This window comes from Campylobacter sp. TTU_617 (assembly GCF_016599045.1).
GTDB lineage: Bacteria > Campylobacterota > Campylobacteria > Campylobacterales > Campylobacteraceae > Campylobacter_D.
On the sequence record NZ_JAENKV010000001.1, the window covers coordinates 166,403 to 188,684 of the forward strand.

At 26.0% G+C, this 22,282-nt stretch carries 25 protein-coding genes; 9 read left to right on the forward strand and 16 right to left on the reverse strand.

All coding sequences use genetic code 11. The annotated features are described in order from the left end of the window. Nucleotides 1-15: 15 nt before the first annotated feature. Genes mnmE through rpmH form a run of 6 tightly spaced genes read right to left on the reverse strand, consistent with a single transcriptional unit; the run spans nt 16 to nt 4,545 of the window. The gene (mnmE, locus tag GQV94_RS00790) at nt 16-1,344 is read right to left on the reverse strand and encodes a tRNA uridine-5-carboxymethylaminomethyl(34) synthesis GTPase MnmE (protein WP_200169089.1); all 1,329 of its coding nucleotides are present in this window, start codon (nt 1,342-1,344) and stop codon (nt 16-18) included. Next, the gene (locus tag GQV94_RS00795; RefSeq protein ID WP_200169090.1) at nt 1,337-2,170 is read right to left on the reverse strand and encodes a Jag N-terminal domain-containing protein; all 834 of its coding nucleotides are present in this window, start codon (nt 2,168-2,170) and stop codon (nt 1,337-1,339) included. Before GQV94_RS00795 ends, mnmE begins: the two co-directional genes overlap by 8 nt. Further along, nucleotides 2,167-3,756: a membrane protein insertase YidC gene (gene yidC, locus GQV94_RS00800; protein ID WP_200169091.1), complete on the reverse strand. Its 1,590-nt coding sequence runs from the start codon at nt 3,754-3,756 to the stop codon at nt 2,167-2,169. The genes GQV94_RS00795 and yidC overlap by 4 nt, the downstream gene beginning before the upstream one ends. Nucleotides 3,757-3,767: 11 nt before the next feature. Then, nucleotides 3,768-4,100 carry a membrane protein insertion efficiency factor YidD gene (yidD, locus tag GQV94_RS00805; protein ID WP_200169092.1) on the reverse strand — a complete coding sequence of 111 codons (333 nt, stop codon included), beginning with the start codon at nt 4,098-4,100 and terminating at the stop codon, nt 3,768-3,770. Then, on the reverse strand, nt 4,079-4,414 hold the full coding sequence (gene rnpA / locus GQV94_RS00810; protein ID WP_200169138.1) for a ribonuclease P protein component: 336 nt from the start codon (nt 4,412-4,414) through the stop codon (nt 4,079-4,081). The genes yidD and rnpA overlap by 22 nt, the downstream gene beginning before the upstream one ends. After that, nucleotides 4,411-4,545 carry a 50S ribosomal protein L34 gene (rpmH, locus tag GQV94_RS00815; RefSeq protein ID WP_131163412.1) on the reverse strand — a complete coding sequence of 45 codons (135 nt, stop codon included), beginning with the start codon at nt 4,543-4,545 and terminating at the stop codon, nt 4,411-4,413. The genes rnpA and rpmH overlap by 4 nt, the downstream gene beginning before the upstream one ends. 141 nt (nt 4,546-4,686) lie before the next feature. Between rpmH and GQV94_RS00820 the strand changes: the two genes are divergently transcribed. From GQV94_RS00820 to GQV94_RS00830, 3 genes are read left to right on the forward strand one after another with little or no spacing between them, the layout of a single operon-like run. Beyond that, entirely contained in the window at nt 4,687-5,169 is a 483-nt protein-coding gene (locus GQV94_RS00820; protein ID WP_200169093.1) for a GNAT family N-acetyltransferase, read from the forward strand. Beyond that, nucleotides 5,162-5,770, forward strand: coding sequence for a uracil-DNA glycosylase family protein (locus GQV94_RS00825; protein WP_200169094.1), 609 nt, complete (start codon nt 5,162-5,164; stop codon nt 5,768-5,770). Before GQV94_RS00820 ends, GQV94_RS00825 begins: the two co-directional genes overlap by 8 nt. After that, on the forward strand, nt 5,767-6,957 hold the full coding sequence (locus tag GQV94_RS00830) for a hypothetical protein (RefSeq protein WP_200169095.1): 1,191 nt from the start codon (nt 5,767-5,769) through the stop codon (nt 6,955-6,957). The genes GQV94_RS00825 and GQV94_RS00830 overlap by 4 nt, the downstream gene beginning before the upstream one ends. On the opposite strand, the gene GQV94_RS00835 is transcribed toward GQV94_RS00830, so the two are convergent. Next, a complete protein-coding gene (locus GQV94_RS00835) occupies nt 6,949-7,323 on the reverse strand; it encodes a YbgC/FadM family acyl-CoA thioesterase (protein ID WP_200169096.1) in 375 nt (124 codons plus the stop codon). The two genes, GQV94_RS00830 and GQV94_RS00835, sit on opposite strands and share 9 nt — an antisense overlap. Nucleotides 7,324-7,448: 125 nt before the next feature. Here GQV94_RS00835 and GQV94_RS00840 point away from each other — a divergent pair, with 125 nt between their 5' ends. Next, nucleotides 7,449-8,201, forward strand: a complete 753-nt coding sequence (locus GQV94_RS00840; RefSeq protein ID WP_200169097.1) for a transporter substrate-binding domain-containing protein — start codon at nt 7,449-7,451, stop codon at nt 8,199-8,201. A gap of 3 nt (nt 8,202-8,204) precedes the next feature. On the opposite strand, the gene GQV94_RS00845 is transcribed toward GQV94_RS00840, so the two are convergent. Next, the gene (locus GQV94_RS00845; RefSeq protein ID WP_200169098.1) at nt 8,205-9,476 is read right to left on the reverse strand and encodes an aminotransferase class V-fold PLP-dependent enzyme; all 1,272 of its coding nucleotides are present in this window, start codon (nt 9,474-9,476) and stop codon (nt 8,205-8,207) included. Nucleotides 9,477-9,618: 142 nt separating this feature from the next. On the opposite strand from GQV94_RS00845, the gene GQV94_RS00850 reads away from it, so the two are divergent. Together GQV94_RS00850 and GQV94_RS00855 are read left to right on the forward strand one after the other, a co-directional pair. Next, complete coding sequence (locus GQV94_RS00850; RefSeq protein WP_200169139.1) at nt 9,619-10,386, forward strand: DUF234 domain-containing protein; 768 nt, start codon at nt 9,619-9,621, stop codon at nt 10,384-10,386. After that, entirely contained in the window at nt 10,383-11,399 is a 1,017-nt protein-coding gene (locus GQV94_RS00855; protein WP_200169099.1) for a fla regulon two-component system sensor histidine kinase FlgS, read from the forward strand. The genes GQV94_RS00850 and GQV94_RS00855 overlap by 4 nt, the downstream gene beginning before the upstream one ends. On the opposite strand, the gene dnaE is transcribed toward GQV94_RS00855, so the two are convergent. The 3 genes from dnaE to GQV94_RS07870 all read right to left on the reverse strand — a co-directional run bounded on the left by dnaE (nt 11,394) and on the right by GQV94_RS07870 (nt 15,783). Continuing rightward, a complete protein-coding gene (gene dnaE / locus GQV94_RS00860) occupies nt 11,394-14,984 on the reverse strand; it encodes a DNA polymerase III subunit alpha (RefSeq protein ID WP_200169100.1) in 3,591 nt (1,196 codons plus the stop codon). The genes GQV94_RS00855 and dnaE overlap by 6 nt on opposite strands. 90 nt (nt 14,985-15,074) lie before the next feature. Continuing rightward, the gene (locus tag GQV94_RS00865) at nt 15,075-15,653 is read right to left on the reverse strand and encodes a DJ-1 family glyoxalase III (RefSeq protein WP_200169101.1); all 579 of its coding nucleotides are present in this window, start codon (nt 15,651-15,653) and stop codon (nt 15,075-15,077) included. Between the two features lies 1 nt (nt 15,654). Next, nucleotides 15,655-15,783, reverse strand: a complete 129-nt coding sequence (locus GQV94_RS07870; RefSeq protein ID WP_267904815.1) for a hypothetical protein — start codon at nt 15,781-15,783, stop codon at nt 15,655-15,657. Between the two features lie 120 nt (nt 15,784-15,903). On the opposite strand from GQV94_RS07870, the gene GQV94_RS00870 reads away from it, so the two are divergent. Both GQV94_RS00870 and GQV94_RS00875 read left to right on the forward strand, forming a co-directional pair. After that, nucleotides 15,904-16,644, forward strand: coding sequence for an amino acid ABC transporter permease (locus GQV94_RS00870; protein WP_200169102.1), 741 nt, complete (start codon nt 15,904-15,906; stop codon nt 16,642-16,644). After that, entirely contained in the window at nt 16,637-17,365 is a 729-nt protein-coding gene (locus GQV94_RS00875; RefSeq protein ID WP_200169103.1) for an amino acid ABC transporter ATP-binding protein, read from the forward strand. Before GQV94_RS00870 ends, GQV94_RS00875 begins: the two co-directional genes overlap by 8 nt. A gap of 30 nt (nt 17,366-17,395) precedes the next feature. Here the strand turns inward: GQV94_RS00875 and GQV94_RS00880 are convergent, their stop codons facing one another. From GQV94_RS00880 to GQV94_RS00895, 4 genes are read right to left on the reverse strand one after another with little or no spacing between them, the layout of a single operon-like run. Next, on the reverse strand, nt 17,396-18,841 hold the full coding sequence (locus GQV94_RS00880) for an alanine/glycine:cation symporter family protein (RefSeq protein ID WP_200169104.1): 1,446 nt from the start codon (nt 18,839-18,841) through the stop codon (nt 17,396-17,398). A 50-nt stretch (nt 18,842-18,891) separates the two neighbouring features. Continuing rightward, on the reverse strand, nt 18,892-19,359 hold the full coding sequence (locus GQV94_RS00885; RefSeq protein ID WP_200169105.1) for a tRNA (cytidine(34)-2'-O)-methyltransferase: 468 nt from the start codon (nt 19,357-19,359) through the stop codon (nt 18,892-18,894). Continuing rightward, nucleotides 19,359-20,348 carry an alanine racemase gene (locus GQV94_RS00890; protein WP_200169106.1) on the reverse strand — a complete coding sequence of 330 codons (990 nt, stop codon included), beginning with the start codon at nt 20,346-20,348 and terminating at the stop codon, nt 19,359-19,361. Before GQV94_RS00890 ends, GQV94_RS00885 begins: the two co-directional genes overlap by 1 nt. Continuing rightward, nucleotides 20,348-21,313, reverse strand: coding sequence for a L,D-transpeptidase family protein (locus tag GQV94_RS00895; RefSeq protein WP_325099631.1), 966 nt, complete (start codon nt 21,311-21,313; stop codon nt 20,348-20,350). The genes GQV94_RS00890 and GQV94_RS00895 overlap by 1 nt, the downstream gene beginning before the upstream one ends. A 160-nt stretch (nt 21,314-21,473) precedes the next feature. Between GQV94_RS00895 and GQV94_RS00900 the strand changes: the two genes are divergently transcribed. Next, the gene (locus GQV94_RS00900; protein ID WP_200169108.1) at nt 21,474-21,932 is read left to right on the forward strand and encodes a hypothetical protein; all 459 of its coding nucleotides are present in this window, start codon (nt 21,474-21,476) and stop codon (nt 21,930-21,932) included. Nucleotides 21,933-21,962: 30 nt separating this feature from the next. Here the strand turns inward: GQV94_RS00900 and GQV94_RS00905 are convergent, their stop codons facing one another. Beyond that, complete coding sequence (locus GQV94_RS00905; RefSeq protein ID WP_200169109.1) at nt 21,963-22,265, reverse strand: HU family DNA-binding protein; 303 nt, start codon at nt 22,263-22,265, stop codon at nt 21,963-21,965. Between the last annotated feature and the right edge of the window lie 17 nt (nt 22,266-22,282).

Genomic DNA, 22,282 nt, shown 5'->3' on the forward strand with positions numbered 1-22,282 from the left:
TCATTCCTTAAATAATCATTTTCCTAAACAAAAATTACTAAACATTTCATCTAATATCTCATTTCTATCAAAATCTTTGCTAAATTTAGAAAGCTGATTTATAGCTTCATTAATTTCAAAAGCAAAAAGTTCCAAACTGGATTCTTTTAAAAGAAATTGAGCCCTACTAATAGCTTCACTTGCTTTTTTACAAGCTTCAATTAAACTTAAAGAACTAACCATTATCCCATCTGTATCAAAACTATCTAAATATTTTTTTAATTCTTGTTTTAAAATATTTATATTTTCTTGTGTACTTAATTTTATAAAATTTTTTATCTCGTCATTTTTAAATTTAAGTTCTAAATCAATTTTATTAAGAATATAAAAAACTTTTTTACCACTTTGCTTTGCTAAATTTAAAATTTCTAAATCTTCTTCTTCTATCTCTTTAGAAGCATCAAAAAGTGCTAAAACAATATCTGCTTCTTGTATGCTTTTTTTACTTAATTCTATACCAATACATTCTATTTCATCATTACTTTCTCTTATGCCGGCAGTATCAATGATACGAAGCAAATGGGTTCCTAGTTTAAAGCTTTCTTCTATAGTGTCTCTTGTTGTTCCTTTAATATTTGAAACAATAGCCCTTTTATAACCTAAAAATGCATTTAAAAGCGAACTTTTACCTACATTTGGTTTTCCTATAATAGCTAATTTAAAACCTTCGATTAAACCTTTTTTACTTTGGGAAAGATCATAAATTTCATATAAAATCTTTGCATTTTCTTCGCACATTTTTTCAATTTGCAAAAGCAAATCTTGTGGCAAATCTTCTTCTGCATAATCAATAGATGTCTCAACATAAGCTAAAGTTTTTACCAAGTCTGTTCTTATTTTTTCTAAAAGATTTCCTAAATTTCCATTTAAATTTCTAGCTATAATTTTTGCAGCTAAAGCTGATTTTGACAAAATTAAATCTTGTATGCTTAGAGCTTTTATAATACTCATTTTATTATTTAAACAAGCTCTTTTGCTAAATTCTCCAGGTTCTGCTAATCGTGCTCCTAAACTTAAAAGTTCTTCAAGCACAATCTCGCTTACACTAAAGCCGCCGTGAAGTTGAAATTCAACTACATCTTCTCCGCTAAAACTAAATGGGGCTTTAAAATAAATAACAATAGCCTCATCTATAAATTCTTGATTTTTTGTGTAAAGCTTGCAAAAATGAGCATAACGCACTTTAAGCTCTTTTTTATTTGTTAGAATTAAAGCAAATTCTAAAGCTTTTGTCCCACTCATCCTAACAATACTAATAGAGCCTATACCGTGTGCTGTAGCAATAGCTACTATTGTTTCATTCATGTTTTTTAAAAAAATCACTAATAATTATAAATTTTTGATCATTATTTTGCTTAATGGCTACATACTTATCTGGAAATTGTTCTCTAAGTTTTTCTAAGGCAATTTTAATCAAAACTCCATCCAATGGCTTAGTTTGTGCTCTTCCATAATGTTTTACTTTTTCAATAATCCCGCATAAATAATTATCCATAGCTTTGCTTTGATTTTCTAAAAATTGTGCAATTTCAAGACGAATATTAAGCTTATATTTATCATTAATCCAGCTATACAAAAGATAAGAAATTGCTTTATAACGATGTGCTTCTTTTCCTATCATTAAAGCAGAATCTTCTCCATCAAGTCTAATTAAAATACAATCTTTTTCATACATACAAAGTTCTAGAAGTTCAATTTTAAAATCAAAAGTTTTAAGAAGATTTGTAAGCTGAATTTTAATTTCTTCTAAAATACTATCTGTATTTTCTAAATCTATTTCCTCTTTATAAAAAGCATCAAAAATTTTTTCATTTTTTATTGTATAAGATGGCTTTTCTAGTTCTATTTGATATTGGTCTAATTTTTCTTTATAATGTTCTGTTTTTATAAACTCATCAATTTTTTTCAATGATTTTTCAAAATTATTATCATAATGAGATTTTTTATGAGATTTATGATCTTTAATTTTTTTTTTAATATTAGCTTCTATAATAGCATTTTTTCTTCCAAAACCTAAAAAACCATTTTTAGGATATTGTAAAATTTTATATTCAAGATTTATTACAGAACAATTTAAAGTTTGAGACGCCTTTGTTAAGGCGCTTTGCAAATCTTTTTCTTCAATTATCATTTGATACTCTCTTTTTTATTAGAGTGTTCCTTTTGAAAGATTTTATTAATGATCCATTGCTGAATTAAAGAACAAACATTATTAACAAACCAGTAAAGAGTAAGTCCTGCTGGAAAAGTTATAAAGAAAAAGGTAAAAATTAAAGGTAAAAATTTCATAATTTTAGCTTGCATAGGATCTTGTATGCTCATAGGTGTAATTAATTGTTGCAAAAACATTGTTAAACCCATTAAAATAGGCAAAATAAAATAAGGATCCATTATAGATAAATCATGAATCCAAAATGCCCAAGGAGCCGCTTTTAATTCTATGGCATTTAAAAGAACACGATAAATTGCAAAAAAGATAGGAATTTGTAAAAGTATAGGCAAGCATCCGCTCATAGGATTGGCCCCGTGTTTTTTATAAAGTTCCATCATATGAATATTCATTTTTTGTGGATCGCCTTTATAACGTTCTCTAATTTCTTTCATTTTTGGAGCTAAATCTTTTAATTTATTCATAGAAATCATAGACTTATAAGTTAAAGGAAAAAGCACAATACGTACGATCAAAGTCATAACAACAATAGCCCAACCCCAATTGCCTATATAATTATGTAAAAAATCTAAAAATTCAAACATTGGCTTAGCAATAAAAGTAAACCAACCATACTCAACTACTGCTTCAAGCTTTGGATTAATAGATCTTAAAATTTTGTGCTCTTTAGAACCTATATAAGCACCTGCTTGAAATTCGTTTTCGCTATATGCAAATATCAAAGGATTATTCTTTGAATCTTTAGTTATGGTGATATTTAAAGGCTTCTCAAAATTATAAAAAAATGTTGCATAATATCTATCAAAAGCAGAGGTCATTAAAACATTTTTAAAATTCTCATCTTGTTTTACATCTCCATCTTCAATAGTATGCAAAGTTTCTTTATCATCAAGCACTAAAGCTCCATGTACTGTATAGCTATCTACTGCTATATTAGGACGATATCCAGGAGAAATAAAATAACTAGCATTTTTGTTTAATTTTACCTCAATTTCATAATTTCCCTTAGAATAAAAAGTAATTTTTTTTGTTACTTCAATGTTGGATAATTTTTGGGTTAAATATAAAGATTTACTTTCATTTTCATCTATAAAAAGTTCTTTTTTATCAGCAGTATAAGCTACTTTAAACGCTTCTTGATTAAGAGCACTATCGCTAAATCTTATTTCTAGCGGATAAGGCGCTAATTCCTTTGATACAAGATTAATAAATTCATTATTTTTATCTTGAAATTTTTTATCTTTCAAATAAAAAGCAGTAATTCTTCCCAAAGAATCAATTTGAGCTTCAAAATGATCACTTTTAACTATAGAAATAATCGAATCTTGATTGCTAAAATTTAAATCTGAATTTATATTTTTACTTTCTATACTTGGTGCAAGATTTTCTTGAGTTTGACTTGCAATTTGATTTTGAGTTATATTCTTTTCAATGATATGATTATTTTTTGGAATAAAAAAATAATCATATATAACAAAAAATAAAAAAGATATAATTACTGCTAAAAGTATGCGTTTTTGTTCGAAAATATTATTTGAATTGTTCACTATTATTCCTTTTATATTATTTTAATAATAAAAAAACCCTTATCCTTACAAGGGATATATAAAAAACTAAGTCTTTTTTTGGCTAAAAAAATAGGCTTAAAGCAGAAATTTGTATGTTTAATTATTTTATAAATTTTAGGATAATCTATACCGCCTTTAAAAAAAGGATTACACTTTAAAATTCTTAAAAATGAAAAATAACAAGCGAATAAAAAATGATTTTTTTGAAATTGCCAAGATGTATATTCCGAGCAACTTGGATAATATCTGCAAACCTTTGGTTTTAAGGGGCTTATATTTTTTTGATAGAATTTTATTATTGCTAAGCAGATTCTTTTAAACATTGTATTTTTTTTAAACCCCATCTGAAATTTTTTTCCAGCTCAAAAAAAGAAAAATCTTTTATTTCTGCTTTGGCAACTATTATGTATTTTCCATATTCAAGCTGATTTTTTATGCTAAAAAATAAAGCACGCAATACACGTTTAGATCTATTTCTTACTACAGCTTTCCCAACTTTCTTGCTTGCAACAAAAGCAACCTTTTTTTCTGGACTTTTAAGATAAAAAATAATAGCTCCTTTACAATGCCATTTTTTACCTTTTTTATAAATAAGCGAGAATTCTTCAGACTGATTAAGTCTTGAAAATTCTTTTATACCGCTAATCTTTTTCTCCCTTTAGCACGTCTTGCATTAATAACTTTACGACCATTTTTAGTTTTCATGCGCATACGAAAACCATGAGTTCTTTTTCTTGGAGTATTGTGTGGTTGATAAGTTCTTTTCATAGTCTATTTTCCTTAATTTTAATAAAATATGTTATAAATCAGGTATTATATTTAATCTTACTTAAAATTGCTTTTAATTAAAGCTAATTTTAATTTATTTTGATAAATTTTTACGCAAATTATCTTAAATAAGGTACTAAAATGCAAAATTTTGCAATACAAGTTTTAAAAGAACAAGAATTAGATATTTTAATAGAATTAATTAAAGAATTTGCTTTGCATGAAATTATGCAAGATAAAATAAAATGTAATAAAGAAAATTTATATCACTCTATTTTTAAAACAAAAGTAGCCAAAGCTTTTTTGTTAAAAGAAAATAATAAAACTATAGGCTATATGATTTATTTTTATACTTTTTCTTCATTTTTGGGTGCCAATGGAATTTATCTTGAAGATATTTACCTAAAAAAAGAATATAGAAATAAAGGCTATGGAAAACAAGTTTTTAAATTTTTGGCTGATATTTGTCAAAAAGAAAATTTGCAAAGATTAGAATGGCTTTGTCTAAACGATAATAAAGAAGGTATTAAATTTTATGAAAATTTATCTTCAATTCATTTAAATCAATGGAGAATATATCGTTTAAACAAAGACCAATTAAATAAATTAAGTAATAATGATTAGGGATTTACATTATCTTAAAGCTATGGGTTATAGTTTTTTAAAAGACTTTCCTTATAAAAATGAATATAATATCAGCTTTGCAAATTTAAATAATAATGTAAAACAATGCACTTTATGTCATTTTTCTAAAAATAGAAAAAATTCTTTAATGGAAAAAGTGCAAAAAAAAGTCAATTTAATGATTTTAACTTCTCATGGAGATAAAAGTGAAAATGAAAGTGGAATTTTGCTAAATTCTCACAAAGGTTCTCTACTTAAAGAATATCTTAAACTATATTTAAATTTAGAAGAAAAAGATTTTTATTTCTCCTATCTTTTTAAATGTTTTGATTATAGAAAAAATGACGATTTTTCGCTACAATCTTGCTTACCTTTTTTTTATAATGAATTAAATCTTATAAAACCTAAAATTTTATTATGTCTTGGAGAGTATGCTTTCCAAAGCTTGGGTCTAAAAGATTTTAATATTTTACGTGGTGAAATTTTTTCTTATAAAAATTTTTTTATTTTACCAAGCTTTGAGCTTGATTTTATAGAAAAAAATCCAAGCTATGAACAAAAATTTATTGAAGATCTAAAAAAACTTAAAGGATTTTTATGAAAAAAATACTTTTAATCATCTCTTTTATGTTTTGTTTTTCATATTCAAAAGAACAAAAGCTTATAGAAGGTGATTTAGTGCAAAATTTTTATCCTAAATTGAATACAAATTTTTGCGATTCTAGTTGTTTATTTGAACTTTTAGAAACAAAAATGTATCTTAGTTTTTTAAGCGAATTTACAGATAATAAAGATAAATTTTTATCAAATATTTATTCTAAACTTCTTAACTCCATTACTGACTTTGAAACAAATTTACAAAAAATTACTTCTGTAAAAATAGCTATTATTATTCCAGAAAAAACAATTAAAAGTTATTCTAATACTATAATTAATGCAAGCATTGCTTATCTTTTAAAGCAACGTGCCGAAATTAAAGTTAAAGTTTTTTTAATTGGTACAGAAGATGAAGTAAAGATTAAACAAACTTTATCACAAATTGAAAATCAAAATTATAAATATCTCATAGCAGGATTTACCTTAAAAGGCGTTAATGCTTTAAATGATTATAAAGGAAATTTAAAAATATTTATACCTACTATACATAAAAGCAATACAAATATAAACAATGAAAATATTTATTTCGGAAGTATTGATTATAGTGAACAAATTAAAAAATTACTAGAATATTCTAATTCTAACATAGCAATTTTTAGTGATAATTCTATCTTATCAAACAATTTAAATACTCAAATCTTAAGTCAAAATAATCAAGCTAGAGTTTATAAAATTGAAGGTGATAAGCTCGATTTTGAAAAACTTTTTAAATCTCAAGGAAATTTAAATGATGCTTCAATATTTTTTAATACTCCACTAATTAAAACAGCTTTAAGTAGTTCTCAACTAAGATTTTATGATATTCATCCTTTTGTTTTATTATCTACCCAAATAAACTACAATCCTGTATTTCTTAGTCTAACTCAACCTAATGACAGAAAAAATTTCATCATAGCTAATTCCATTAATAATAACGATGATAATCTGTCCTATCTCAATGAAATTTTTAATCAAAATATTGATTATAATTGGATTGCTTATGCAACAAGTGTTGGAATAGATTATTTTTATACAAAATTTTTAAATTCAAAAAGTCAAAGAATTTTTGAAGAAGAATTAGAAAATTCTCAATTTATATATAAAATCAAACTTGTAAAAGGCTTAAAATCAAATTTTGAAGAATTACATTAATTCTTCAAAGATTTCTTTTAATTTCTCATCTATTCTAGAAATTTTAGAATCCTTTAAAAAGGCTAAAGTAAAATCAGCATCAAAAATTTTTTCATTATCTTTAAAAATTTCTTGTCTTATAAGCGCTGAAACATTTTTAATTTCTAAAAGTTTTGTTTTAACTCTTAATATATCCCCGAGTTTTGCTGATTTTAAAAAACGACAATTTACTTTAGTGACCAAAAAATGACCTGTTTTTTCATTAAAAATATCTATATCTTTTTTAAAAAACAATTCACTTCTTGCTCTTTCACAAAATTTTAAATAATTACTATGATAAACAACTCCTCCAGAATCTGTATCTTCATAATAAACACGAATTTCCATTAATATCCTTTATATTTAATTTTTCATAAAAATATTATTTATATTTTATAAAAAAATAATAATTAGTATAAATTATCAAAAAAATTTTATATAATTAAAATTATTTTAAAATTTAAAGGAGAAAAATGAAAAAACAAATTCTAGCCCTAATGTTTGGTATCGCTTTACTTTTTAACGCTTGTGATTCTTCAAAATCTAAAAATGAAATCTCAAATCACATTTTAAAGGTTGGGATAGAACCAACTTATAAGCCATTTGATTACAAAGAAAATTCAAAACTTACAGGTTTTGATGTAGATTTATCAGAAGCTATTGCAAAAGATTTAAATATTAGTTTAAATTGGGTAGAAATGAATTTTGATGGATTAATTCCTGCTTTAAAAACTGGTAAAATTGATATGATAGCTTCTGCTATGAGTGTTACAGAAGAAAGAAAGAAAAATGCTGATTTTAGCAATACTTATTATATGACTAAAAATCTTTATATCAAAAGAAAAGATGATACAAGCTTAACAACTAAAGATGACTTAGCAAATAAAAAAATAGGTGTTCAACTTGGAACCTTGCAAGAAAATGCTGCTAAGAATATTAAAAATGCAATAGTTGAAGCAAATGCTGATTTAAATGTTGCTATATTAGCTCTTAAAAATAAAAAGATTGATGCAATCATCTTAGATAAAGATGTTGCCAAAGGATACTTAGAACAAAATACTGATCTTAGTTCTTTTTTTGAAGAAGATGATGGAAGCAGTGGATTTAGTTTTGCTTTTGACAAAGATAAACAAAAAGAACTTATAGAAAAAATTAACCAAACTTTGGAAAAACTTAAGCAAAATGGCATATATGAAAACTTGCTTATAAAATATCAATTAAAATAAGAATTATCTTAATCTTAATAAGGCTTTCTCTAAAGCCTTAAAAAAATAATCAATATCCTCTTTTGTATGTGTATAATGCAAACTAACTCTCAACCATCCTGGTCTTTGTGTAATCTTAGCATTATCTTTAAGATTTAATAAATCATGCCCATAAGGTCCAGCACAAGTGCAACCTGCTCTTGTTTCTATGTGAAATTTTTTACTAAGCTCGTAAGATAGATCAAAAGGTGAAATTCCTTTAATATTAAAAGAAAAAATAAGTAATCTTTTATATAAATTTTCCGCATAAAGCTTTAAATCATTAATCTCTTTTAACCTTAAAAAAAAGTATTTTTTTAAATTTTCTTCAGCTTTGTGTATTTGTTTTAATCCAATTTCATCTTTAATCTTAAAAGCTAAACTAGCTCTTATGAGTTGTAAAATTCCAGGAGTTCCACCCTCTTCCAAAGCTTCTTCATTGCAAAGATAGCATTGAGTTGTTCTTGAAACATATCCAACAGTTCCTCCTGCTGCAAAAGATGGTTTAGAGCCACAAAGATTTTTTTTAATCACCAAAATTCCGCATCCTCCAATACCGCCTATTAATTTATGAGAACTTATAAATAAAGCATCATAAAATTTACAAGATATATTTTTATAAGGAATAAAACTTGTAGCATCAAAAGCAACAATACCTTTATAAGACCTAACTAATTTAGAAATTTTTTCATAATCACTTAAAACACCTGTAACATTAGAAGCTAAAGAAAAACTTGCAATGATTTGTCTTTTTTTATTTTTTTCTAAAAGTTTTTCTAAAAAAATAAAATCAATTTCTCCGTTTTTATCAAGTGGAACTCTAATACATTCACAAAGCCCTTCTCTAAATGATAATTCATTGGAATGATGCTCATAAGGACCTACGATAACTAAAGGTAATTTTTTAATATCCATATCTTTAAAATATTTTTCTTTTATTTTAGGTGGAACATAAATTCCTAGCAATTCTTGGAATTTTTTTATAGCACTTGAAGATCCTGTACCACAAGAAATTAAAGCAAAATTATTATCCAATTTTAAACTTTTTTTAATATCTTTTCTTGCATTTTCATAATGCATTTGAATTTTAAAAGAATGCAAAGAACTATCAGAATGGGTATTAGCATAAAAAGGCAAAATCTTTGAAATTTTTTTTTCTACGCTTTTTAGTGCCAAAGCACTTGCTGCGAAATCAAAATAATAACTTCCTTTTTTTAAAATAATATCTTTTCTTAAATCTTCAATTTCCAAATACAATCCTTTAAAAATTTGCTAAAATTATACAATAATAATTTTTATATAAAGGAAAAATATTACTTTTAGCACATTTGCAAAAACACATTCTTATCTACCAGCTGAACAATTATTTGATTTTTATAGTGTTTTTGATGGATTAAATATTTCTTATTTTTCTTTACCTTTTTTTGAAAGTATTGAAAATATACTTCTTAAAAATTATACTTCGTTAAATCAACAATTTTCTTTTGATTTTTTAAGCTCTTACGCTTTAAATCTTTTAGCAAAAAATAGTAGAAAAATTTATTCTATTAACAGAAAAATCAATCATTTTAAAGCAAAAGCTATTAGCAATCATTTATTAGAAACAGGGATTTTAAAACTAGAAAAAAGCAAAGAAGAAAAAATAAAAAAAGATAAAAGAAATAAAATAAAAAAAGAGCTAAGAGGGTATGTTATACAAGATAAATTTATTTTTAAAAATCATTTTTTAAGATTTTTTTTTAGATTTTTAAAACCTTATGAACATTTAATTTTAGAGAAAAAATTTGATTTTATTTTAAATTTAATTCAAAAAGAATTAGAGCATTATCAAGGATTCTGTTTTGAACAATTAGCAAGAGAATTTTTAGAAAAAAAATTCAATATCTATCCTGTTGAAAGTTATTGGGATAGAAAATTAGAAATTGATTTATATTACAAAGATAACAATTTAAGTTTTATTGGGGAAGTTAAATTTAAAAATAAAAAAATTTGCAAAAATATTTTCAATGAACTTCAAAAAAAAGCTGAAATCTTAAATTTAGATGTTGATTATTATATTATTTTTTCAAAAAATGGCTTTAGCAAAGAGCTCAATAAAAAACAAAATGAAAAATTACTTTTATTTGAACTAAAAGATTTTGAATTCTTATTTAAGGAAGATATATGAATGAAAATATACTTAAAAGTCTTGATTCTAATGAAAAAGAAACTTTACAAGAAGGACTAAAAAATTTAATCGAACAAACCTATGTAATAGAAAATGAATATAAAATTTTAAATGAAAGCTATAACTCTTTAAGAGCAATGGTAAGCGAGATTATAGAAGTTTTACCTACTTGTTTATGGATATTAGATCCTAAAAAAAATATCATCTTGCAAAATCATCAAGCTTTAAAAAATAAAAATTTATTAGAACAAATTAGTTTAGATAAAGAGCATTATGAATTGGAATTTGAGACAAAATTTTATACAATTAAAATCATTAAACAAAGTGATAAAACTATCATAAGTGCTACAGATATAAGCGATGAAAAACGTAACGAAAGACTTGCTAGCATGGGGAGCGTTGCTGCTCATTTAGCCCATGAAATTAGAAATCCGATAGGTTCTATTTCTTTACTTGCCTCTACTCTTTTCTCAAGAAGTGAGTTAAAAAACAAGCATATTGTACTAGAAATTCAAAAAGCTATTGCAAGAGTTGAGCGTATAGTAAATTCTACCCTACTTTTTACTAAGGGTGTTCATATAAATCTTCATACTTTTAATCTTTTAGAATTAAAAGAAGAATGCGAACAAGCCATTAATTCTTATAATTTTTATTCGGACATAGAATTTGATATTTCTTTTTTTAGTTTAAATGTCCAAGCAGATAAAGCCCTTATTAGCTTGGTTTTGCAAAATTTAATTTATAATAGTATTGATGCAATTGAAGAAAATGAAAGTAAAAATCCTAAAATCCAAATTAAAGCTTCTTTGAAAAAAGAAACTCTAATTATAGAAGTTTTTGATAATGGAATCCAAATTAAAGATGAAAATTTAGTTTTTGAAGCATTTAAAACTACCAAACTTAAAGGCAATGGACTTGGACTTTGCCTTTGTAAGCAAATTATAGAAGCTCACAAAGGAAAAATTGGCTTTAAAAAAGATCCTAAAAATTTTTATTTTACCCTACCTTTATGAGCTACATCTATTAAGAATGTGTTCGCTAATACTATCAGAAATAATAAAATCTGTATGATAAAGCAAACAAGATCCAGAATTTATAATCCTTAAAACCAATTTTTTATTTCCTTTTTCATTTGGATTGTGTGCGTTTCTAGCAATTTCATGTATCTCATAAACAAGTTCACGATTTAATTTACTTAAATCAAGCTCTATAATATTATTTTCAAATTCTTTTGGCTCTTTAATAAAATCTTGTTTTTTATAATTTTTCGAATTTACTTTTAAAGCTTTATATTCTGTATTTTTTAACTCTTCTAAAGTTTTTACATCTTTTAAAGAAAAACTTACCTTACCTTCATCGCTTTTGTAATGAAGAAAAAATCCATAAGCTAAATTCTTGCTTTTTTCATCTTTATAAATTTTTTCTATTTTTTCAATATTTGATTCAAAAACAGTAATTTCATAAGAAGAATAAAAATCTAAAATTTCAAGCCTTGCAAAACGTTTATTATTTTTACTTACCATAGATTTAAAATCTTCCATTTTTCCAACATTTAAAAGCTCTCCACCTCCTTTTAACTCTGAAAAATCTATGCTTTTTGTATATTCTATATCTTTAATATCATCAAAAAAACTATCAAGTGGATGACCTGAAACATAAATTCCTAAGATTTCTTTTTCATAATTTAGTTTTTCCATCAAATCAAATTCTTCTGGAGTAGAAATAATATCAACTTTAACATCTTGAGTTAATTCATCTTCTCCAAATAAAGAATTAGCAATATTTCTTCTTATTTCTGCTACTTGTCTTGAAATATCGCCTAAATTATCAATATTATTAAATAAGCATTTTCTTGTATAACCAAATTCATCAAATGCACCTGATTTTATTAAACTTTCTAATGTCCTTTTGTTAATTTTAGTTGGGTCAATTTTACTAAGAAAATCAGTAATACCTTCAAATTCCTTATCTTTTCTTATCTCTAAAATATTTTCAACTGCAGGAATACCAACACTTTTAATCGCTCCAAGTCCATAAACAATAGCATCTTTACCATCTTCAAGCTCTATAGCACTAAATTCACGGATAGCTTTATTAATATTAGGGGGTAATAATTTTATGTTCATTCTCTTCATCTCTTCGATATAAGTAGCAACTTTATCAACATTATTTTCTTCGCTTGTTAAAAGCGCTGCCATAAATTCACTTGGATAATAAGTTTTTAAATAAGCCGTTTGAAAAGTAATAAGTGCATAAGCGGCAGAATGAGATTTATTAAAACCATATCCTGCAAATTTTAAAATAAGCTCCCAAAGATCTTCGGCATCTTTTCTATTGTAGCCTTGATTTTGCGCCCCATCTGCAAATTCATCTTTAAGCTTTTTCATTTTTTCGGGATCTTTTTTTCCCATAGCACGACGTACTACATCAGCACCTCCTAAAGAAAAACCTCCAATAATTTGAACTATTTGCATTACTTGTTCTTGATAAACTATAACCCCATAGGTTGGTTCTAAAATATTTTTTAATACATCAAAAGGATATTTAATATCTTTTAAGCCATGTTTTCTATCGATAAAATCATCAAGCATTCCTGATTCCATAGGACCTGGACGATAAAGAGCTAAAACCGCAATTAAATCTTCAAATCTTTCTGGCTTTAATCTTGCATTTAAACTTTGCATTCCATCAGATTCTATTTGAAAAATACCTAAAGTATTTCCACTTTGTATAGTTTTATAAACTTTAGGATCATTTACATCTATACTCTCCCAAATAATATCTTTGTTATAGCGTTTTTTTATAAGATTAATAGCATTGTTAATTACTGTTAAAGTTTTCAAACCCAAAAAGTCAAATTTAATCAAATCAACATCTTCTAAATGATCCTTAGAATACTGAGTAACTAAATGTCTTTCGTCATTTTTACTCTGTCTAAAAAGAGGGGTTTTTTTCCATAAAGACTCATTAGAAATTACAACACCAGCTGCATGCATACCTGCATTACGATTTAATCCCTCTAATGCTTTTGCATATTCCCAAACCTCTAAACCTTTAGGATGTTTTTCTATAAATTCTTTAATTTTTGGTTCTTTTTCATAAGCTGCTTCAAGAGTTATCTTAAGCTCTTCTGGAATAAGTTTAGCAAGTTCATCTGCATCAGCTATACTCATATCACAAACTCTAGCAACATCACGGATTACACCACGTGCTAAAAGCTTACCAAAGGTAATAACTTGTGCAACTTTATCAGAACCATATTTATCAATCACATAATCAATTACTTCAGAGCGTCTATCTTGACAAAAATCAACATCAATATCGGGCATAGAAACACGCTCAGGGTTTAAAAATCTTTCAAAAAGCAAATTATAGGGTAAAGGATCAATATCGGTTATCTTTAAACAATAAGAAACCAAACTTCCAGCAGCTGAACCTCTACCTGGACCAACAGGAATTCCTTTATCTTTAGCCACCTTAATAAAATCATGGACTATAAGCATATAGCCTGAAAACTTCATATTTTTAATAATTTGTATCTCTAAATCTAATCTTTTTTTATATTCTTCATGTTTCTCTTTGTCAATAAATTTAAGTCTCTCATCAAGTCCTTTTTTACAAAGATATTCAAAAACTATATCATCATTATCAAAACTAAATTCTTTTTCTTGATCTTTTAAAACTAAACCATATTCTTTTGCATATTCGCGCGTAAATTTAAAATTTGGAGGAGTTGGATTGCCAAGATTTAATTCTAAATTACATTTATTAGCTATTTCTTGTGTATTTTCAATAGCCTCTGGAATATCAGCAAAAAGTTCGCTCATTTGTTGTGGAGTTTTTACATAAAATTCATGAACACTATGACGCATTCTATTAGGATCATTAAGTTTTTTTCCCATAGCTATACACATAAAAACCTCATGTGCTGCGGCTCTTTCTTTGAAAGTATAATGCGTATCATTAGTGGCTATAATTTTAATATCTAATTCTTTTGAAAGTCTGATAATATCATCATCAATAATCCTTTGATCATTGATACCATGACGCATAATTTCTAAATAAAAATCATCTTTAAAGACTTTTTTATACCAAAGAGCTGCTTCTTTTGCACTTTCATATCCCTTTGCACCAAAACGAGCATTTCTTTCATTTTGGTTATTTAAATGCCAATTTACCTCGCCTTGTAAGCAAGCAGAAGAACAAATTAAACCTTCGCTATGTTTTTCTAAAATTTTTTTATTGATACGCGGATAATAATATAAGCCTTTTATATAACTTTGAGAACTTAAATACATTAAATTTTGATAGCCTATTTCATTTTTAGCATACAAACAAAGATGAAATCTTTGTCTTGAACTTTTATCACTGATATCATCGTGATTATGTAAATAAGCTTCAAGTCCTATAATAGGCTTTATACCTTTTGCTTTCATTGTTTGATAAAAATCAATAGCTCCAAACATATTGCCATGATCTGTCATAGCAACACTAGTTGCACCCTGACTTTTCAAAGTATCAGCAAGTTCTTTAAGCTTATTAGCTCCATCAAGTAAAGAATATTCTGTATGTAAATGAAGATGGGTAAATTGACTCATTAATTTCCTTAAAAATTAAATTCTTAAGGAAATTATAGAATTCTAATTCTAAATTTTTTAAAAAAGTTATATAAATTTAAACTAAAAATTTTAATTTATACTTTTAAGCAAAGGAACAAGCATAGCCTTGTATAAAACTTCATAAATTTCTTCACCACATAAAGCTTTTACAAGCTCTAATCCAAATAAAACAGCAGTTGCAGGTCCAGCACTTGTGATAATATTTTTATTGACACATACAGCTTTATTAACCCAAACTCCATTAAGCATTTTTTCACAACCTGGATAACAAGTAAATTCTCCTTTTAAAACTCCAGCTTCATTAAGGACAATAGGCGACGCGCAAATAGCGCCAATAATTTTTCCATTAGAATTGAGTTTTTTAATGATATTTAAAATTGTAGTATTTGTCTTAAGATTACTCATGCCCTCAAAACCACCGGCCAGAGCAATAGCATCAAATTCTTTATCTTCAATATCATCAAGAATAAAATCAGCCTTAATTTGAATACCGTGTGCTCCACTGACTATAAACTCTTTATTTAAAGAGCTTATATATATCTCAAGATTATCACTTAAGACGCTAGCTCTTTTTAAAACATCACTTATCCCTATAAATTCAAGTTCTTCAAAACCTTGAGCTAAGGGAATTAAAACTTTTTTAATCATTTTATTTCCTTTTATATCTTTTTTCTCTTTCATTTCTTAATTTTGCTTTTTCTTGAATTTGGTGGTTAAAACCTACAATCAAACATATCATAAAAATAAAAAATAAAGTCGTAATAATCCAATCAAACATAGCTAAAACCACTAAAAATTTATAAAAAATTGTAACACAAAAATTTAAATTTTAAAGAAAAAATCAAGAGATTTTTTAATAAAATAAGTCCTTTTTATTTTGTGATTTTAAGGTTGAAAATTGACTCAAAAAAATATCAAAACTTTTATTTTTTTTGCAATAATAATTCTTTGGGGTTATTTTTCTTTTCCTATAGAAATTTTACAAATTAATGTAAATAATGAACTTCAATATACCTATACAGCAGATGCTAAAGCTTATGTTAAAAGTTATTTTACTACTTTACTTTTAACCATTTCTAGCATTATTATTGGTATAGTTTTAGGATTTTCTTTGGCTATCTTAAGATTTTCAAAAATTAAATTTTTAAACCTTCTTATAGATGAATATATAGATATTATTCGTGGCACACCTGTAATTTTACAGCTTATGATTTTTGCCTTCGTTATTTTTACTTTTGTTGATAATCTCTATGCAGCTATTTTAGCTTTAGGACTTAATAGTTCAGCTTATATTGCAGAAATTGTTCGTGCTGGAATTAATAGTGTAGATAAAGGACAAATGGAAGCAGCAAGAGCCATGGGATTAAGCTATAAAATCACTATGAAAGAGATTATTTTACCTCAAGCTATAAAAAGTACTTTACCTGCACTTGCAAATGAATTTATTTCTTTATTTAAAGAAACTTCCGCTGTTGGTTTTATAAGTGTTTTAGATATCACAATGCAAAGTAAAAGCTTACAAGCTTTACTTTATAATCCAAAACCTATTATATTTACAGGACTTATATATTATATCAATGTAAAAATATTTACTCTAATTGTACAAAAACTTGAAAAGAGATTAAATAATAATGATTAAAATAAAAAATTTATCAAAAAAATATGGAAATTTAAATGTTTTAAAAGATATTAATATACAAATTAACAAAGGTGATATCATTGCTATTATTGGACCTAGTGGTAGTGGTAAAAGTACATTTTTAAGATGTATTAATAAACTTGAAATAGCAACTAGTGGAGAAATTTATATAAAAAATCAAAATATTTTAGATCCATCGGTTAATATTGATCTTATTAGACAAAAAGTAAGTATGGTCTTTCAACATTTTAATCTTTTCAATAATAAAAATATTTTAGAAAATTTATGTTTAGCACCTATTAAAACAAAAATTTTAACCAAAGAAGAAGCTATTAAAAAAGCTAGAATACTACTTAAAAAAATAGGACTTAGCGATAAAGAAAATACTATGCCCCATCAATTATCTGGGGGACAAAAACAACGTATAGCTATTGCAAGAAGCTTAATGATGAATCCTGATGTAATTTTATTTGATGAACCAACTTCTGCACTTGATCCTGAAATGATAGGAGAAGTTTTAAATATTATGAAAGAAGTTGCTAAAGAGGGTTTAACAATGCTTGTGGTTACCCACGAAATGGGATTTGCAAAAAATGTAGCAAATAGAATACTTTTTATGGAGCAAGGAAATATCGTTGTAGATGAAAATCCTTATAATACTTTTGAAAATCCCAAAAACGAAAGATTAAAAGAATTTTTAAATAAAGTTTTAAATCATTAATTAAAAAAGACCCATTAAAGTCTTTTTTAATTAATCCCAACACTCTGCATTTTTAATACCAAGTTTTGAAGCACTAAATTGTGGATCTTTACCTTGACTTTTTTGTAAATTGTAATCATTTAAAACTTTACTAACAATAGAACCTAAAAGCAATAAAGAAACTATATTTGTAGTTGCCATAAAAGCCATTGTTAAATCAGCTAAACTCCACGCTAACTTTAAATCCATTTGAGAACCTATAAAAACCATTAGTACAGCTGAGATTCTAAAAAGATTCATAACAACTTTAGAATCGCTTAAATATTTTACATTAGCTTGAGCATAATAATAATTTCCTATTAAGGAAGTAATAGCAAATAATACAATAGAAATAGAAATAAAATGTATACCTAATTTACCATAATACTCATCCATAGCATGTTGAACCAAAGGAAGAGCTGTAAAAATAGGTTTTCCATCTACTCCTATATTGTTTAAATAAGTTAAAGAAAATAATACTAAAAAACCAGAACTTGTACATATTATAACATCAATAAGAACGGAAAAAGCTTGAATAATTCCTTGTTTTGCAGGGTGACTAGTAAGCGCTGCTGCTGCTGCATTAGGAGCAGATCCCATACCTGCTTCATTAGAAAAAAGTCCTCTTTTAATTCCTATAACTAAAACAGAACCAGCAAAACCTCCAAATATAGCCTTAAAATCAAAAGCACTTTGAAAAATCATATGAAAAACCATAGGAATTTTCTCAAAATTCATTAATACTGCAATAACCGCAAGGCAAATATAAGCTAGTGCCATAAAAGGAACTATTAAAGAGCTTATTTTTCCTATTTTAGTATGATGAGAAAAAAACATCCAAATACTAAATAAAGTTAAAATACCACCTACAATTAAAGGCCAATGACTTTGCATAAAAGAAATGGATGAATTTGGATTAGCCATATTATAATAAACTTCAAATGCTGAAGTAATATTTTGACTTTGCAGACCATTGAAGCCGTAAGCATAGGTAATAATTAAAATAAGAGCAAAAAATGCTCCTAATGATTTTGAACCCAATGCCTTTTTTATATAATAAGCTGGACCACCTTTATAACCCCCTGTTCCATCTTTTGATTTATAAACTTGTGCTAAAGTACTTTCAGCAAAAGCTGAAGCTCCACCAAAAAAGGCCATAAGCCACATCCAAAATAAAGCACCAGGACCGCCAACAACAATTGCAATGGAAATTCCTGTAATATTTCCTATACCTACTCTTGAAGCCGTAGAAATCATCAATGCTTGAAAAGGAGAAATATGCTCTTTTTCGTCAGATCTTTCTGTTAATATTTTTAAAACACTACTTAACATTCTAAATTGAACAAAACGCGTTTTAAAACTATAATAAAGACCGCAAATAATCAATAAAACAACCATTATAATATCTGTTTTAGGTAATATTTTATCTATAAAATTGCCAACTTCCATTAAATTCATTTACGCTCCTAAAGTTAATAAAATATTTTACACAATATTATTCTAAAAAATCAATAAGTAAAAAAAGAGAAATTCTGTCTTAATGCTTCATAAGTTATAATTCCTACACTAGTAGCCAGATTAAGACTTCTTCCATAAGCTTTCATTGGTATAGTTATTGCATTTTGCCAATTAAGCTGCATTAAATCTTGTGGAAGGCCAAAACTTTCACTTCCAAAAAATAAAAAATCATCTTTTTGAAATTGCACTTTAAAATAAGGTTTTTCACTTTTTGTAGTCGCAAAGAAAAAACGATCTTTATATTTTATATTTTTTTTCAAAAATTCATCAAGACTCTCCCATATAATAGGATTTAATTTATCCCAATAATCAAGACCAGCTCTTTTAAGCTTTTTTTCTTCTAAATCAAAAACAATAGGCTTTATAATATGCAAATTAAAACCTGCATTAAAACACATCCTACCAATACTTCCTGTATTTTGTGGAATTCTTGGTGAAACCAAAACTATATTAAACATTAGATTATTATCCTTTTGATACCAGGATGAAGCTTAACTAAAATTTCATAGTCTATAGTATTAAAAAAATTTGCCCATACTGATGCATCATCAAAAACACAAATTTCATCTCCACTATCCTCGCAAGAAAAACTATCCATAGACATTTTTCCAAGTATTTTCTTACCATTTGCAAGCCTTAGTTCCCCTTTAGCATCATAACGAAATAACCCATCACCATAACCTAAATCATAAGTTGCTATATTTAAATCTTTAAGTGTTGTATAAGCATTAGAATAACCTATGCTCTCTCCTGCCTTTAAAATCCTTTGACTTAATTTATGAGCATAAAGACTTAAAACCTTTTTTAAATGTAAAGCTCCATAACCAAACTGAACAAGCCCTACTCTACAATATTCATCTTCAGGAATTTGCGAATTAAACAAAGCTGCTGAATTAAAAGAATGAAAAATCAGTTTTTCATCACATTTTTTATAAAACCATTCTTTTACTTTTTTAAAATTATTTTTTTGCTTAAAATAAAAATCATCTATATTATCTGCACTCGAAAAATGTGTAAAAACGCCTTCTAGTTTTAAATTGTACTTTAAAATGCTATCATATGCTTTATCTAGATCTTGAAATTTAATTCCATTTCTATGCATATTTGTATCAATTTTTAAATGAATTCTGCTTAAAGGTTTAAATTTTTCAATTAAATCTATATCATTCAAAGCATAAATAAAATTTAGATTTTCGTTGCCATTTGGGCGATGCGAAAGAATTAAAATAGAATCAAAAAAATCTTTAAGTTCATTTGCTTCTTGCTCATTTTTAACAGCAATAAAATTAATGCCTTTATTTTTAGCAATAGGGGCTAAAAGAGTTGCTCCATGTCCATATGCATTATCTTTAAAAACACAAATAATACGATCAAAATTTCCAGTCTTATTAGCAATTTGATCTAAATTAAATTCATAAGCCTTTTGATTTAATTTGATTAAAGACATTATTGCTCTGCAAGAATTTTCATTTTGCCTTCTTTATCAAGTCTAACATAAAGAACCTTATTACCCTTAAACTGATAATTTTTCGTATAATAATCTTCATAAAAAGAAATTCTATACATAATTTTTCCTTCCAAATTTGGATAAGGACTTATGCTAATGTCTGAAAATTTAATGTCTTTTTTCTCATTTTTTGAAAAAATATTTTTTTTCATTACTGCAAACTGAGAAAAGGAAGTTTTATCAAATCTTTTAAATTCTTTTTCATCGTAAAAATTTAAATATGTTTTAATATCATTTATCGTCCAAGCATCTTTCCACTCAAACAAAGAAGCCAATAAAGATGCAATTTCATCTTTTTTTCCATAAACTTTATCTTTTTCTTCTGTTAAAACATAAACTTTTTTATCTTTAACAATTGCCGCAAAACTATCTAAATTTTTATTAAGCAAAGCAATACATCCTCTAGTTTTATATTCATCAATTCTAGTTCCATCTAAAGGATAACCATGGATCCAAATACCTCCACCTGTCTTTCCTTGTACTTTATCAAGCAAATTTGGATAAGTTGTTGCAAAAGCAAAAGGACCATAATAAGGATCACCTGGATTAAATTTTTTTCCTAACTCATAAAAACCAACAGGAGTTTTTAAATCTCCTTCTTTTTGCTTATCACCCATTAAACCAGTAATAACATCTTTTTGTTCAAATTTTTCTTCAACTTTTCCTTTATTGTAAGAATAAACTTTAAGAATTTTTTTTGTTTTATTGGTAACAACAATAATAACTTCATCTTTATAATATCCCAAAGAAACATTTTGATCTTTAAGCTCTTCTAGCCAAAAATCTTTGCTAGTTAATTTTTGCTCTATAGCAGTTTTAACTGCTTCTAAGCCATTATCAAGATAAATTTTTACAAAATCCGAAGCACAAACACTTGAAATAAAAAATAATACAGCAATGGTAATTTTAAACAACGATGATCCTTTAAAAAACTATTCAAAACTAAAATTATATATTAATTTTTCTTAAAAAACGATGTAAATTAAATTTTAAATAATTTCACATTTTATTTACGGTATACTAAAAAATCTCATCAAAATACAAATTGATAAACTAGGATACTTTATGAAAAAAAATATATTTATATTAGCTTTTATTTTTAGCATTGTAATTCTTTACATTATTTTTGATTTTTATATACTAGACAATACAAGATTAGCAACTAATGGCTTAATGACTCAAAAAAATACTTGTGATTTAAACCTTCAAGATTGTATATATGATTTTAATGATGAAAAAATTATAGTCTCTATCAATCCAAAGCCCATTAAACCATTAAATACAAATGAATTAAAAATGGAAATAAAATCAAATAAAATATACAACGATCTAAAAATTAGAATTTATGGAATCAATATGTTTATGGGAATAACAGAAATCAATCTTAATAAAACAAAAGACAATATTTTTGAAGGAAAAATAAGATTAAGTGCTTGTACAAAAGATATTATGCGTTTTAAGGCTGATATATTAGAAAATAATAAATCAACAAATTTTTCTTTTGAATTTGATCTTAAAAAGTAACTAAAAGGCTAGAAAATCTAGCCTTAAAAATTACTTTTTCTTTTTGCTAGTTCCTGCTTTTTTTGCAACAGCCTCTTTAAGATTTTTTCCTACTTTAAACTTAGCAACTTTAGTAGCAGGAACAGTAATTGTTTTACCTGTACTAGGAACTCTAGCTGTTCTGGCTGCTCTTTCAGTAGTTGAAAAAGTTCCAAAACCGATAAAACTAATGCTATCTCCTTTTGCTAATAAATCTGTAATTGCCGCAATAACAGCATCTGTAGCAACACCTGCGTCTTTTTTGGTTAGCCCAGAAAGTTGAGCAACTTGAGAAATAAAATCTGCTTTAGTCATGGAAAGCTCCTTTTTTT

Coding starts and splice junctions, on each gene's coding strand:
- GQV94_RS00830 (WP_200169095.1), top strand. CDS start 5,767: ATGAAAAAAATACTTTTAATCATCTCTTTTATGTTTTGTTTTTCATAT.
- GQV94_RS00900 (WP_200169108.1), top strand. CDS start 21,474: ATGAAAAAAAATATATTTATATTAGCTTTTATTTTTAGCATTGTAATT.
- mnmE (WP_200169089.1), bottom strand. CDS start 1,344: ATGAATGAAACAATAGTAGCTATTGCTACAGCACACGGTATAGGCTCT.
- GQV94_RS00865 (WP_200169101.1), bottom strand. CDS start 15,653: ATGATTAAAAAAGTTTTAATTCCCTTAGCTCAAGGTTTTGAAGAACTT.
- GQV94_RS00840 (WP_200169097.1), top strand. CDS start 7,449: ATGAAAAAACAAATTCTAGCCCTAATGTTTGGTATCGCTTTACTTTTT.
- rpmH (WP_131163412.1), bottom strand. CDS start 4,545: ATGAAAAGAACTTATCAACCACACAATACTCCAAGAAAAAGAACTCAT.
- GQV94_RS00885 (WP_200169105.1), bottom strand. CDS start 19,359: ATGTTTAATATAGTTTTGGTTTCACCAAGAATTCCACAAAATACAGGA.
- GQV94_RS00880 (WP_200169104.1), bottom strand. CDS start 18,841: ATGAATTTAATGGAAGTTGGCAATTTTATAGATAAAATATTACCTAAA.
- GQV94_RS00875 (WP_200169103.1), top strand. CDS start 16,637: ATGATTAAAATAAAAAATTTATCAAAAAAATATGGAAATTTAAATGTT.
- GQV94_RS00835 (WP_200169096.1), bottom strand. CDS start 7,323: ATGGAAATTCGTGTTTATTATGAAGATACAGATTCTGGAGGAGTTGTT.
- GQV94_RS00890 (WP_200169106.1), bottom strand. CDS start 20,348: ATGTCTTTAATCAAATTAAATCAAAAGGCTTATGAATTTAATTTAGAT.
- GQV94_RS00855 (WP_200169099.1), top strand. CDS start 10,383: ATGAATGAAAATATACTTAAAAGTCTTGATTCTAATGAAAAAGAAACT.
- GQV94_RS00905 (WP_200169109.1), bottom strand. CDS start 22,265: ATGACTAAAGCAGATTTTATTTCTCAAGTTGCTCAACTTTCTGGGCTA.
- GQV94_RS07870 (WP_267904815.1), bottom strand. CDS start 15,783: ATGTTTGATTGGATTATTACGACTTTATTTTTTATTTTTATGATATGT.
- dnaE (WP_200169100.1), bottom strand. CDS start 14,984: ATGAGTCAATTTACCCATCTTCATTTACATACAGAATATTCTTTACTT.
- GQV94_RS00820 (WP_200169093.1), top strand. CDS start 4,687: ATGCAAAATTTTGCAATACAAGTTTTAAAAGAACAAGAATTAGATATT.
- yidD (WP_200169092.1), bottom strand. CDS start 4,100: ATGTTTAAAAGAATCTGCTTAGCAATAATAAAATTCTATCAAAAAAAT.
- GQV94_RS00795 (WP_200169090.1), bottom strand. CDS start 2,170: ATGATAATTGAAGAAAAAGATTTGCAAAGCGCCTTAACAAAGGCGTCT.
- GQV94_RS00825 (WP_200169094.1), top strand. CDS start 5,162: ATGATTAGGGATTTACATTATCTTAAAGCTATGGGTTATAGTTTTTTA.